13 protein-coding genes are annotated in these 13,822 nt (G+C 54.1%); all 13 read left to right on the forward strand.

What is annotated here, in order from left to right:
• Positions 1-40 precede the first annotated feature (40 nt).
• The 13 genes from gyrB to HY751_09540 all read left to right on the forward strand — a co-directional run bounded on the left by gyrB (position 41) and on the right by HY751_09540 (position 13,813).
• Positions 41-2,431 (forward strand): DNA topoisomerase (ATP-hydrolyzing) subunit B, encoded by a 2,391-nt coding sequence (gyrB, locus tag HY751_09480; protein ID MBI4666626.1) that lies wholly within the window; start codon positions 41-43, stop codon positions 2,429-2,431.
• The gene (locus tag HY751_09485) at positions 2,428-3,246 is read left to right on the forward strand and encodes a sugar phosphate isomerase/epimerase (GenBank protein ID MBI4666627.1); all 819 of its coding nucleotides are present in this window, start codon (positions 2,428-2,430) and stop codon (positions 3,244-3,246) included. Before gyrB ends, HY751_09485 begins: the two co-directional genes overlap by 4 nt.
• 23 nt (positions 3,247-3,269) lie before the next feature.
• Positions 3,270-4,091, forward strand: a complete 822-nt coding sequence (locus HY751_09490) for a glutamate racemase (protein MBI4666628.1) — start codon at positions 3,270-3,272, stop codon at positions 4,089-4,091.
• Positions 4,092-4,808, forward strand: a complete 717-nt coding sequence (gene rph, locus HY751_09495; GenBank protein ID MBI4666629.1) for a ribonuclease PH — start codon at positions 4,092-4,094, stop codon at positions 4,806-4,808.
• Between the two features lie 117 nt (positions 4,809-4,925).
• Entirely contained in the window at positions 4,926-5,060 is a 135-nt protein-coding gene (gene rpmH, locus HY751_09500) for a 50S ribosomal protein L34 (protein MBI4666630.1), read from the forward strand.
• A 2-nt stretch (positions 5,061-5,062) separates the two neighbouring features.
• A complete protein-coding gene (gene rnpA / locus HY751_09505) occupies positions 5,063-5,449 on the forward strand; it encodes a ribonuclease P protein component (protein MBI4666631.1) in 387 nt (128 codons plus the stop codon).
• 114 nt (positions 5,450-5,563) lie between these two features.
• Positions 5,564-5,773 carry a membrane protein insertion efficiency factor YidD gene (yidD, locus tag HY751_09510; protein ID MBI4666632.1) on the forward strand — a complete coding sequence of 70 codons (210 nt, stop codon included), beginning with the start codon at positions 5,564-5,566 and terminating at the stop codon, positions 5,771-5,773.
• Positions 5,770-7,524 carry a membrane protein insertase YidC gene (gene yidC, locus HY751_09515; GenBank protein MBI4666633.1) on the forward strand — a complete coding sequence of 585 codons (1,755 nt, stop codon included), beginning with the start codon at positions 5,770-5,772 and terminating at the stop codon, positions 7,522-7,524. Before yidD ends, yidC begins: the two co-directional genes overlap by 4 nt.
• A gap of 14 nt (positions 7,525-7,538) precedes the next feature.
• Positions 7,539-8,726, forward strand: a complete 1,188-nt coding sequence (locus tag HY751_09520; protein MBI4666634.1) for a KH domain-containing protein — start codon at positions 7,539-7,541, stop codon at positions 8,724-8,726.
• 100 nt (positions 8,727-8,826) lie between these two features.
• The gene (gene mnmE, locus HY751_09525; GenBank protein MBI4666635.1) at positions 8,827-10,236 is read left to right on the forward strand and encodes a tRNA uridine-5-carboxymethylaminomethyl(34) synthesis GTPase MnmE; all 1,410 of its coding nucleotides are present in this window, start codon (positions 8,827-8,829) and stop codon (positions 10,234-10,236) included.
• Entirely contained in the window at positions 10,233-12,104 is a 1,872-nt protein-coding gene (gene mnmG / locus HY751_09530; protein MBI4666636.1) for a tRNA uridine-5-carboxymethylaminomethyl(34) synthesis enzyme MnmG, read from the forward strand. The genes mnmE and mnmG overlap by 4 nt, the downstream gene beginning before the upstream one ends.
• On the forward strand, positions 12,070-12,711 hold the full coding sequence (locus HY751_09535; protein ID MBI4666637.1) for a class I SAM-dependent methyltransferase: 642 nt from the start codon (positions 12,070-12,072) through the stop codon (positions 12,709-12,711). Before mnmG ends, HY751_09535 begins: the two co-directional genes overlap by 35 nt.
• 193 nt (positions 12,712-12,904) lie before the next feature.
• Positions 12,905-13,813, forward strand: coding sequence for a ParA family protein (locus HY751_09540; GenBank protein ID MBI4666638.1), 909 nt, complete (start codon positions 12,905-12,907; stop codon positions 13,811-13,813).
• The last annotated feature ends 9 nt before the right edge of the window (positions 13,814-13,822 follow it).

The raw sequence follows: 13,822 nt of genomic DNA on the forward strand, positions 1-13,822 counted from the left end.
GCTCTTATATTCCTACAAATATCTTCTCTTTAAAAAATACATGAGTAATAAAGAAGTAGAAAGTTACGGCGCGGAATCCATAAAGATCCTTGAGGGTCTTGAAGCCGTCCGGAAAAGACCCGCCATGTACATTGGCGATGTTTCCGTACATGGTCTTCATCACCTGGTCTATGAAGTGGTGGACAACTCCATAGACGAAGCCATGGCCGGTTACTGTAAAAACATTGATGTTGTCATTCATATAGACAACTCGGTTACGGTAATGGATGATGGGCGTGGTATCCCGGTGGATATTCATCCAGAAGCGGGCATATCCGCCGCCGAGGTGGTTCTTACCACATTGCACGCCGGTGGAAAATTCGACAAAAACACATACAAGGTTTCCGGTGGTCTTCACGGTGTGGGCGTTTCGGTGGTGAACGCCCTGTCCACCTGGTTCGATGTGGAGATACGCAGAAACGGCAAGGTTTACGCCCAGTCTTACAAAATCGGCGCTCCCGCGCATCCGCTAAAAGAAATGGGGGAGGCCAAGGGAACCGGCACAAAGATAACCTTCAAGCCAGATGGGGAAATATTCACCGAAACGGAATATAACTTCGATGTTCTCGCCGAAAGGTTGAGGGAGCTTTCATATCTCAACAAAGGCATCAGGATAGTTATACGCGATGAGAGAACCGACAAGGAGCGGGAGTTTCATTACGAAGGCGGCATAGTATCTTTCATCGAATACATAAACAGGAATAAAAACCCTCTTTTCACTCCACCCATATATATCAGCGCCGAGCGGGACAATATCATCCTGGAAGTGGCCATCCTGTATAACGACAGCTACAAGGAAGACGTATTCTCGTTCGTCAATAACATCCACACGCGGGAAGGTGGAACACATCTGTCCGGGTTCCGGTCCGCGTTGACCCGCACCGTAAACGCCTACGCCACCGCCAACGGCCTTTTAAAAGGGGACGCGGCCATCACCGGCGACGACGTGAGGGAAGGGTTGACGGCGGTGTTGACGGTGAAAATACCGGAACCGCAGTTTGAGGGCCAAACAAAAACCAAGCTGGGTAACTCCGAGGTTCAGGGCCTTGCGGCTCAAGTGGTGAATGATGGGCTTTCCCAATATTTCGAGGAGCACCCAAGAGAAGCCCGGTTGGTTGTATCCAAATCCCTCCTGGCCTCCCAGGCGCGGGAAGCGGCTAAAAAAGCGCGGGAGCTTACCCGTAGAAAAGGCGCGCTGGAAAGCTCCATGTTGCCGGGAAAACTGGCGGACTGTCAGGAGAAAGACCCGGCGCTGTGCGAAATATTCGTGGTTGAGGGGGACTCTGCCGGTGGTTCCGCCAAACAGGGGCGGGACAGGAAATATCAGGCCATCCTGCCTCTCAAGGGCAAAATCCTTAACGTGGAAAAAGCCAGGCTGGACAAAATGCTGGCCAACCAGGAAATCCGCACGTTGCTTACAGCCCTGGGCGCAGGTGTAGGCAAGGATGATTTTGACATAACAAAGCTCCGCTACCAAAAAGTCATCCTGATGACCGACGCCGACGTGGACGGTTCGCACATCCGCACCCTCCTGCTCACGCTTTTTTACCGTCACCTGGAGGAGCTGATCCGCAGGGGTTTCCTTTATATCGCCCAGCCACCATTGTACAAGGCTCAAAAAGGGAAGATGGAGCGGTACATTAAGGACGACCGGGAAATGAACGTGTTCCTGTTGGAGATGGGTTTGTCGGGAGCCAAGCTGGGTATCAACGGCGGCGGCGAGAAGATAGAGGGCCAAACCCTCATGAACCTGGTGAACAAGTTTATAGACTATCAGAAGCTGGAAGAAAAACTGATCCGGCGTGGCTACCCCAAAGCGGTTATCGAAACGCTCCTTTCCAAGAACGTGTCTGGCAAGGAATATTTCCTGGAGAAAGACAACCTTGTGACCCTGTCGGAAAGCCTGACGGACGCGGAGCACGAGGTTCGTATCATAGTCGATGAACAGCATGGCGGGTTCGCCCTGGTGTGGAACGACAAGAAAAGCGGCGTGCGGCGCACCATAAACTGGGACCTTATAATCTCCGCCGAGTACCAGAAGCTTCAGGCCATCCGGAAACAGACGGAGAATTACGATAAAGCCCCGTTCACGCTTACCACGGAAAAGGGCGCCGAGATTACGCTGGCCGACAGGGAAGAGCTGGTCATCCACACCCTGGCCGCCAGTAAAGAGGGGATAAGCATCCAGCGCTATAAAGGTCTCGGCGAGATGAACGCGGAGCAGTTGTGGGAAACCACCATGGATCCCACCTCCCGCACACTCCAGCAGGTGAGGATAGACGATGCCGTGGAGGCCGATTCCACCTTCACAATCCTCATGGGTGAAGCTGTGGAGCCCCGGCGCGAATTTATCCAGACCCACGCGCTGGAAGTGCGTCAGCTGGATATATGAGGTTAACGCCTTTTCTCTCCATACCCTCCCGGAGCCTTTACAGCCACTTTCGTCTGGTGGAGGAGCGGGGGTTGAACCTGGAGATCCAGCTTGACTGGGACAGCTTGGACAATCCGCAAAACCACGCATTCCATCTCGTGAGAAAAGCCCGTGAAAAAACCGGGATGGAGATAACCCTTCACGCCCCATTTATCGATATGGCGCCGGGCGCGTCGGATCCGCTCATGCGGAGAGCCACCATGACGCGATTGGAGCAAACCGCCAATCTGGCCCAGGAGCTGGGGGCAAGGATGATAGTGGTCCATCCGGGTTATGACGAAAAAAGGTACTGGATGGATTTGGACGGTTTTAAACGACGAAGCGTGGAAACCTGGCGCCGCTTTATGGACATGGCGGAGCCAGCGGGTTGTGATGTGGCGCTGGAAAACATCTTCGAGAGGCGGCCCGAAATCCTGGTGGAAGTTATGGAAATGGTTGATACGCCCCGGTTCGGCGCATGTTTCGACACTGGCCATTTCAATGTTTTCTCGAAGGTTTCCGTTGAAGAGTGGTTGAAAGTGGTTGGCCCTCATGTGCTGGAGCTTCATCTGCACAACAATTACGGGGAGCATGACGATCACAATGGAATGAAATCCGGCGTGTTCGATTTCGCCCGGTTCTTCTCCGCCTTCAACCAATACATCCGGCCCGGGAAAACCCTTTTCACCCTTGAGCCCCACAAGGAAGAAGGGGTGGATGAAAGCCTGGAAGCCCTGGCCGGTTTTGGGTATTCGTTACCCATGCCAGCCACGCTGGCGCAGGCCCAGGCGGTCTGATCCAAACCTCTCATTAAATAATCATGGGCGACCAGCGGGCTATAGGCGTTTTCGATTCCGGCATCGGCGGCCTTACGGTGCTAAAGGAAATCCAGAAAAGACTGCCCCACGAGTCGCTGGTGTATCTGGGGGACACTGCCCGGGTTCCCTATGGCGCAAAATCCAAAGACACCATAATCCGGTATTCCATAAACAACACCAGGCATCTGCTGAACGAAGGGGTGAAAATGCTGGTGGTGGCGTGCAACACCGCATCCGCTTACGCCCTGGAGGAGCTGGAAAAAATGTCCAGCGCGCCGGTAATTGGCGTGGTTGAAGGTGGAGTGATGGCGGCGGTACGGGCAACTTCCGGCAAAGTGGGCGTGATAGGAACCGAAGCCACGGTGCGTTCCGGCAAATATGTAACCGAGATTTTAAAAAGAATCCCCGGCGCCGAGATCGTTACAAAACCATGCCCGCTTTTCGTGGCGTTGGCGGAAGAGGGTTGGACGGATAACGAAGTGGCCCACGCCGTGGCAAAAGAATACCTGAAAGACATGGAGGGGAAAATTGACACGCTGGTATTGGGTTGCACCCATTACCCGGTGCTGAAGAACTCCATCCGGTACGCTTTGGGCGAAAATGTGAAGTTGATAGACTCCGCGGAGGAGACTTCCAGGCTGGTGGAAGAAAAGCTCCGCGTTTTAGGGTTGGGCGCGGACGCGGACGCGGACAATCCGGCTTTAATAAGGTTTTTGGTGACCGATTCCCCCGAGAGAAACCTTCAGCTTGGCAGAAGGATGTTGGGCGATGGGATAAAGATCGACCGGGCGGAACTGGTGGACATAACGTGGGGAGATAAATAATTGCGGAACGATGGCAGGCGCTACGACCAGTTGCGCCCCGTAACCATAGAGCGGGGCATCATAAAACACGCCGAGGGGTCGGCGTTCATAAAAGTGGGGGACACCCATGTGATATGCGCCGCCACCGTGGAGGATAAAGCGCCCCCATTCCTGAAGAATACCGGCCAGGGGTGGGTTACGGCGGAATACTCCATGTTGCCCCGGGCCACAACGGAGCGCAACCATAGGGAGCGCAAAGGGTTGGGCGGGCGAACCATGGAAATACAGAGGCTTATAGGGCGGTCCTTGCGCGCCGTTGTGGAAATGGGTTTGCTGGGCGAGCGCACCATAACCATAGATTGTGACGTGATCCAGGCGGACGGAGGCACCCGGTGCGCTTCCATCACCGGGTCTTATGTAGCCTTGTGTGATGCGGTTAGCTGGCTGATGAACAAGGAAAAGATAGCCCGGAACGCCGTGAAAGACCACGTGGCCGCCGTTTCCGTGGGAATGATCAAGGGGCTGCCATCCATAGATTTAAATTACAAGGAAGACAGTTCGGCGGAGGTGGACATGAACGTGGTCATGACCGGGGCCGGTCTTTTCGTGGAGGTTCAGGGCACCGCCGAGTCCAAACCTTTCGGCCAGGAAGATATGGATAAAATGCTGAATCTGGCGCGCAAAGGGGTTTTCGAGCTGTTTGAAACGCAAAAAACAGCTTTGGGAACAAGGGCTTAAGGGGGCGGGAACCTCCTTTTATAACCCTGTCTTGACGGAAAGCCATGTTTTATTGTAAATTACCAGTTTAATCTTTTGGCGATTGTGAAAAATTGCCTCGACGGAAAAGGAGTTTAAGTGAAAAGGACATATCAGCCTCACAACACGAGGCGGAAGCGGACCCACGGATTTCTGGTCCGGATGAAAACAAGAGGCGGGCGTTTGGTGATAAAAAACAGGCGCGCAAAAGGCCGGAAAAGGCTGGCGGTTTAAGGCTGGGGGGTAACAGGTTCGGAAAAGAGAGCAGGCTCAGGAAAAAGCGGGAGTTTGACGGGGTTTTCGCGAAAGGCGGAAGGTACCGGGGCGAAAAACTGCTGTTCGTATTTAATCCGAATGGATCGGAAATATCGCGCCTTGGGTTGGCCGTATCGAGAAAGGCAGGGAAGGCCGTAGAGCGCAACAGGATAAAACGGTTGTTGCGGGAGGTGTTCCGGTTGAACCGGGACCGGCTGGAAAAAGGAATGGATCTCATAATGAGCCCCCTGCTAAAAGTAAGGCCCGCCGGATACCACGAGTACGAGGCGGATTTTTCAAGGTTTGTGGAAAGAATAACGGCAAAAAGCCGGGCGCCACAAAAAAGAGAAGGCAATACGCCTGAATAGAACAGCGATACCTGAAACCGGCGGGGATAGACGCCCCGCATTACTCGCGGCCCCCGCTAACCGGCTCCCTGGTTCCGGCCCTGAAAGGCTCCCAATGAAGGGCCAATTGGGGAAATGAGGCGTCTTTTCATTTTGGCGGTACAAGGATACAGGCTGATCGTCTCGCCTGTTCTGCCGCCATCCTGCAAATACCACCCCACTTGCTCCCACTACGCCATTGAGGCCTTTGAAAGACACGGCGTGTTTTACGGGCTTTGGCTTGCCGCCGGAAGAATATTGAGATGCAACCCGTTTGCTAAAGGAGGGTTCGATCCCGTTCCATGATGGATAGAAAATTTTTCCTCGCCCTCTTCGCCTCCATGGCGCTTCTTATTGGATACAACGTCTATTATGAATGGCGTTACGGAGCCTATCTGCAACAGCAGGAGCAAATAACCGCTGAAAAAGAGGAAGCAAAACCCGGAGACAAGCAGGAAGCCAAAAATTTAAACAAGCCAGCCGCCGGCCAGCCTCAGGCAGAGGCCCCCTCAAACGTTCCCGGCCAGGTTGCTCCCGTGGCCGGTAGCCAGGTTGATGAAGCCGCTCCCGGCCCCATGGCGGACAGCATGTTCGATAAAGCCGTTACCGCGGAAACCGCCGAGAAGCTTATCGTTATAAAGACCGGCGTCACCGAGGTGACCCTTACGAACCGGGGCGCCATACCCAAGAATTATCTGCTGGAAAAATACCGGGATAAGACCGGCAATAAAATGGATCTGCGGTTCAATTTCGAGCAGTATCAGCAGAAACTTTCCGAGCAGGGCAAATCCCTGCTGAACGTGAAGTACATACCCCCCATGGGGTTGAAATTCCCTAAAGACGCTTTTTCGGACCGGGTCAACGGCTCCCTTTTCACCCTTGGGGAAACCCGGGGCGAAATAACGCTAAAAGAGGGGGACAAACCAGTCACCCTGGTTTATCTGTTGGAAGACCCGTCTGGAATAAAAATCAGCAAAAGCTACACCTTCTACCCGAACTCTTACAGTTTCGATTTCTCAGTACAGGTGATTTCAGACCCCAAATGGGGCGTTTTCGACTATTCGCTGGTGTGGTTCGGGCTGGGGGATGAAGATGCGGACCTGACCGGAGCCGTGTATTCCTACCATGGCCCTATCATACTGGTGGGCAAGGAGCGGGTTGCCGAAGCGCCGGATTCCGACGAGCCGCGCAAGAAATATGCTGGGGATGTTCATTGGGCGGCCCTGACAAACCGTTATTACGCCATGGTTACCACCCCGGTGGCCACCGCCACTAAAACCGTAACGGCCCAGTATGTGGACGATAACAATTTCGCGCTGGAGTGGGATTTCAAGTCCACCCTGGATAAAAAGGCCGAATCGTTCAGCGTATTCGTGGGGCCCAAAGAGCACGAGGTGTTGGGTAAATACACCAACGGGGTATATTCGGTAATAGATTACGGCTGGTTCGACATTATCGCCAAACCGATATATGTGGTTCTGTCCACCTTCCATGGGTGGACGGGGAACTGGGGCTGGTCCATCATTATGCTAACGGTGCTGGCCAAGGTCCTGTTCTTCCCCCTGTCGCAGAAAGCCTTCCGTTCAATGCAGAAACTGCAGAAGCTTCAGCCGCAGATGAAAAAGCTTCAGGAGGTTTATAAGGACGACCGGGACACTTTAAACCGGGAGTTGATGGCCCTTTATAAAGAGCAAAAGGTGAATCCGCTGGGCGGTTGTCTGCCGGTTATCATGCAGATCCCGATATTCTTCGCGTTGTACAAGGTCCTGCTGGAGTCTATCGAGCTGAAAGGGGCCGGGTGGGCGCTGTGGATCCACGATCTGGCTCAACAGGACCCTTATTATGTCACCCCTGTGTTAATGGGCATCACAATGCTGATCCAGCAGATGATGACGCCTAAAACCGGGGATCCTTTGCAAAGAAAGATGATGATGGCCTTGCCGGTGGTGTTTACGTTCATGTTCCTGTCGTTCCCGGCGGGCCTGGTGATTTACTGGCTTGTGAACAACATATTAACGATTGTCCAGCAATGGATCATATACAGAGAAGCCAAGTGAGAGGTGAACAGGATATGGAATGGGTTGAAGTGGAAGGGGCCACTAAGGAAGAGGCGGAGCGCAAGGCATTAGGAGTTTTAGGCGCGGAGAAGCTTGAGGATATTGAGACCGAAGAGGTAAAAGTTACCCGGAAGTTTCTGGGTGTTGGGGGCAAGACATTTAAGATCCGGGCCAGGCGGAAGGCGGTGGCCCAGGAAGCGATAGGGGAAGAAGCCGCCAGCGAGGCCCCCGTCGAGACAAGGCATGCGCCCAGACGGGAGCATGTGGCCCTTGAGGAGCCCGAGATAGAACCGGCTGAAGTGGAAATTGCGCCGGAAGAAAAACCGGAGGCTATCTCCGCGCCAGAAGATATCGTCACTATGGAGTCGCTTTACAGGCCATGGGTGAAAGAGGGGCCGGGCGGTGTGGTGATGCCCAAGAAAGGCCGCGGGTTTGGCCGGAGGATTTATGACGCGGATCCGCTCCGCCCCACGGTAAGCGCCACGGCGAGGCATGAGTCGGAAATAGGCGAAGTGGAGCCAATCGAGGAGGAAGAGGATTTCGAGATTCCGGAGCTGGCGGATGACCAAAGTTCTCCCATTACCGAGGAAACCCGGGACAGGGCCGTGGATTTCATCAAGAAAACCCTGACCGAAATGGAATTGACCGGTGAGGTTAAAGGGTTCCGGATGGCCGACAGGCTTCACATCCAGATCGAAACCGAAAACGGCGGGCTTCTGATAGGGCGCAAGGGGGAGACCCTGGAAGCTTTGCAGTATCTGACGGACATTGTGGTTAACCGGCACCTGGAAGGCCGGATCCGCATAGTGCTGGATACGGAAAATTACCGGGAACGGCGGAAGTCTAAAATAGCCCATATGGCCCGGGATGCGGCGGAAGACGCCATTCGCACTCACAGGTCCGTACCGCTTCCTCCCATGAATCCCGCTGAAAGGCGGCTGGTGCATACCACCCTTGCCAAAGACACCAGGGTGGAAACCAAGTCTGAGGGGGAGGGTAGCAGGCGAAGGGTTATTGTCCATCCTGTGGGCGCCAAGAAATTCAGCCACAAAAAAGGTGGCGGAAGAGGCGGCCGCGGTGGCGGTTATGGTGGAGGTGGAGGCGGTTATGGGAACCGTGGCGGCGGCGGTGGGGGAGGCTCCTCTTATCGCGGTGGCGGAAGCGGGGGCGGCGGTAGCCGGGACAGGGGCCGGCGGCGCTAATCAGACTCTGGATAAAAAATGTCCGGCGGGTCAACACCGCCGGATTTTTTATTTTTACCCGTAGCGGATAATTTGAAAATGCGCCAGGCTTATAATTGAAATGATGAAAAAGGAAGAGATCCGGCAAGAAGAGACCATAGCCGCCATCTCCACAGCCACAGGCGAGGGGGGCATTGGCATGGTGCGCCTTTCCGGAATTGGGGCGCTTAAAATATCCCGCGAAATATTTAGAACCCCATCCGGCGGCGTCAAAGAGAAATTCGATCAACGAAAAGCTTATTACGGTTTTGCGGTGGACGCGGCGGGTAGCCGGATTGACGAAATATTGCTTACCATCATGAAATCCCCCAAAAGCTATACACGGGAAGACATGACGGAGATAACCTGCCACGGCGGCCCGTTGCTGGTGAAAAAGATATTAAACAGGGCCCAGGAGTTGGGGGCGCGTTTGGCCCTCCCGGGGGAGTTTTCAAAAAGGGCCTTTCTGAATGGAAGGATAGACCTGATCCAGGCGGAGGCCATAATAGATATAATCCGGGCACGGTCGGAGAAGGGCTGGAAAACCGCATTCTCACAGCTGGACGGCAGGCTTTCCGAGCGGCTTACGAAAATTGAAAATGAACTGGTGGAAGTTTTATCCCAGATAGAGGCTTCAATAGATTTCCCCGATGAAGAACTGGAAATAGTCTCCAACGAAAAAATATTTGGCATGATGACCGAATTGTTGGGGGACATCGAGAAGTTGACCGCCACATACGACCTGGGCCGGATATACCGGGATGGGGTGTCCGTCACCATTATGGGCAGGCCCAACGTGGGCAAGTCCAGCCTGATGAACGCCTTGCTCGAGCGGGACCGGATGATAGTGACCCCATATCCCGGCACCACCCGGGACACCGTGGAGGAGACGCTTCAGATAGAAGGGGTGGCCGTGAAAATGGTGGACACCGCCGGGGTGAGGGAAGTGGAAGACCCGGCGGAGCGGATGGGGGTGGAACGGACCATGCGGGCCGCGCAAGAGGCGGATGTGGTATTGATGCTTTTCGATGGTTCCGCGGCGTTGACCCCAGAGGATGAAAGGCTTATTGAAAACATGCAGGATGGGGCTCCGGACAGGGTGATTTTAGTGATAAATAAAAAGGATCAGCCCGCCGCATGGGACGAGTCGAAAATAGCGAATAATTATCCGACAGCGAAAATCCTGAAAATATCCGCAAAGACCGGCGAGGGGATGGAAGATCTGCGGAGCGCCGTGGTGGAGGAGGTCGAAAAAAAAGGGGACATATTAAGCGACGGCCCGGTTCTTACCCGACAGAGGCATATTGAGCAATTGAGACGAATGGGGCAGTCGGTGGAAAGGGCCATGGAGGCCGTAAGGGGAAACATGAGCCGGGAGTTCGTGGCGGCGGATTTGAGCGACGCCAGGGAGAGTCTGGAGGAGTTGACCGGCAAATCGGTGACCGACGAGGTGCTGGAAAAAATATTCAGCGAGTTTTGCATAGGTAAATGACGTTTAAAACCGAGGTGGTGGTGATAGGCGGCGGCCACGCCGGCATAGAAGCGGCGCTGGCCTGCGCCCGGATGGGCGTTCCCACGGTGATGATCACCATGAATATAGACCAGATTGGGGCCATGAGCTGTAACCCGGCCATAGGCGGGCTGGCCAAGGGGCATCTGGTTAGGGAGATAGACGCGCTAGGGGGCGAAATGGCCCGGTGCATAGACGCAACCGGCATCCAGTTCCGGGTGTTGAACAGCTCCAAAGGGCCAGCGGTCCGGTCTTTCCGGGCCCAGGCGGACAGAAGGCTTTACAGGGCGCGGATGATAAAGACGCTGGAAGGCCAGCCCAACCTTCTGATCCGGCAGGGCATGGTAACGAAAATAGTTACCGAAGGTAATAAAATAACTGGAGTGGAAACGGCGCTGGGGGAGCGGTTCGAGTGCCGGGCCGTGGCTCTCACACCGGGCACGTTCATGAATGGGCTCATCCACATAGGTTTAAAATCGTTTCCGGCGGGCCGTGCGGGGGATTTCGCATCTGTGGGGCTTTCGGACTCATTAAAAGAGCTGGGCTTCGAAATGGGGCGGATGAAAACCGGCACATGTCCCAGGCTGGACCGGGCCACCATAGATTTCTCGCGGACCCAGGAACAGCCCGGCGATGAACATCCGCGACCCTTTTCCTTTTTCTCCGATGGAATCAGGCAACCGCAGATATCGTGTTTCATAACATATACCAACGATGCAACCCATGAGACGATCGCGGGAAACCTGGACCGGTCGCCGCTCTACACCGGCGTGATTGAAGGCGTTGGGCCGCGATATTGCCCATCCATCGAGGATAAGGTTAAAAGGTTCCCCGAAAAGAACCGCCACCAGATTTTTCTGGAGCCGGAGGGGTTGGAGACAAAAGAGATTTACCCTAATGGGCTTAGCACTTCTCTGCCGGTGGACGTACAGCTGAAATTCCTTCGCACCATACCGGGGCTGGAAAAAGTGGAGATCATGCGCCCAGGATACGCCATAGAGTACGATTACTGCCCTCCAACCCAACTGCACCCCACATTAGAGACAAAGCTTGTTAACGGGCTGTTTTTCGCCGGGCAGATAAACGGCACTTCTGGATACGAAGAAGCCGCCGCCCAGGGGATAGTTGCCGGGATAAATTCAGCGTTATATACAAAGGGAGGGGCACAGGTAACGTTCCACCGGCAGGAATCTTACATTGGCGTGATGATAGACGACCTGGTAACGAAAGGAACCTCCGAGCCATACCGCATGTTCACCTCCCGGGCGGAATTCCGGCTGTTGCTGAGGCAGGACAACGCTGATCTGCGTCTATGCGACACAGGGCATAGGGTGGGGTTGCTGGCCAAAGCCGATTACGAAGCGTTTTCAAAAAAACGGGAACGCATTCAAAAAGAGTTGCAAGAAATTGAAAACAAAAGGATAAAGCGCGATAGTGTACTGGACGGCGAGAGCATGTTCGGCGGTAAAATCCCGGAGGACGGCATAACGCTGAAAGATTTGCTACGACGGCCGGAGGTCGCGTTTAATGATTTGCCAAAGTACGCCCGGCCCGATGATTTAACGGAAGAAGAGGCCGAGCAGATAGAGATCACCGTGAAGTACGAGGGATATATCAAACGGCAGGAGCGTCTGCTGGAGAAAACCCTGGAGTCTGAAAATAAAATGTTCCCTCCGGATTTTGATTTTTCGCAAGCGCCGGGATTGTCCTCCGAGGTGCGGGAGAAGCTGGTGAAAATCCGGCCCGCTAACCTTGGCCAGGCGTCGCGCATATCCGGCGTCACACCGGCGGCATTAACAATTTTGCACATCTACCTTGAAAAACTTACCCAAGAACAAAGGCGCCTTTGAGTTTTTAGGCGCGCTCCCGGAAGATACGAAAGAATCTCTGGAGGCCTTCACGGAGGAGCTTATCCGCTGGAACAAGAAACTCTCGCTTACGGCGGTGCCGGACGTGGAGATAATGGAAAAGCTTATAGCTCCCTCCGCGTGGTTGGGGATGGAGTATTCGCGGGAGAATATCGGCATTGTGGCGGATTTCGGATCGGGCCCGGGGGTTCCGGGGTTTGTAATGGCCTTGTGTGACAACCGGAACAAATATCTGCTAGTGGAATCGAAGGGCAAAAAAGCCGCATTTTTAAGGGAAGTAGCGAGAAAACTGGGGCTTGGGAGGGAGAGGGTGGAGGTGGCCAATATAAGGATGGCGCCGGAAGCCGCGCTCCCGCCCGTCCAAAGGCTGGTTTCCAGGGCGGCTGGGGATCTGGCCGAAGTGATGGGTTTGTGGAGGCAAAACATGACAACCGGAGGATCCGGCGACTTCTTTAAAGGCTCCGACGCGAAGGATGAGATAAAGGAGTTCAAGGAAACATACCCTAACGCCTCCGCCGAAATTCTCAAAACGCCGGATTGGTTCGGCGATCTCGTAATAGTAAGAGCGCGCCTGCCTTTATACAATTAAAGCCTTCGCGTTATTTCGATGCCCTTAATGTTTCACGTGAAACAAAACAGCCCCTCGGCCAAACATTAAATCCCGTCCATCAACCCGATGAAAAACCGGGGATTGATTGTTTCACGTGAAACACAATTAAGTGCCTGGGTAAAATTTTGTTTTGAACCTGATTTTTTATTGATATACTCCAACTTACTTACCTATGAAAAAAATAATCGCCATTGTGAACCAGAAGGGTGGGGTGGGGAAAACCACCACCGCCGTAAACGTCGGGGCCTGTCTGGCCGTGGCGGATCAAAACGTTTTGCTCATAGATATAGACCCGCAGGGCAACGCCACCACCGGTTTGGGCCTCTCCAAAGCCGATGACGGGGAAAACAATATCTATTCCGCCCTGATGGAAGGGGAGATTACCGATGCCATGGTGTTCGACACCGCCGTGGACCGGCTAAAGGCAATCCCTTCCACTACAGACCTTTATGGCGCCGAAATCGAGCTGGTATCCTTCGAGAACCGGGAAAAAAGGCTGGCGCAAATAATTGATAAAGTGACAGACAAGTACGATTTCGTGATTATAGACTGCCCCCCGTCTCTAGGGCTTCTCACCCTGAACGCCCTCACCGCCGCAGACTCCGTGCTGGCCCCCATACAAACCGAATATTACGCCCTGGAAGGTTTGAGCCAGCTGGTGCGAACCATAGACAGGGTGAAAGGGGCGTTCAACCCCGCGCTTTCCATAGAGGGGTTGTTGTTCACCATGGTGGATGGCCGCACCACTTTGTCCAACCAGGTGATGGAAGAGGTGAAGAACCATTTCGGTGACGCGGTGTTTGAAACGGTTATTCCCCGGAACATCAGGCTTTCCGAGGCCCCCTCGCACGGCAAGCCCATCATCCTTTATGACGTGAAATCCAAAGGCGCAGACGCTTATGTGGATCTAGCTTACGAGATCATAAAAAGAAACAAAGGCGCGTTCCGGAAGGCCCAAGCGGTTCAAGAGCAGATGGGGCCGCCCCGGGCCGAAGAGGTGGAATCACCGGCCTTGGTAGAAGCGCAAACAGGTTCCATAGAGCCGGAAGCCATGGCGGCGAACCAACAAATAGATGCATAATATATTGAT

Source organism: Nitrospinota bacterium (genome assembly GCA_016208975.1).
Lineage (GTDB): Bacteria > Nitrospinota_A > UBA7883 > UBA7883 > JACRLM01 > JACQXA01.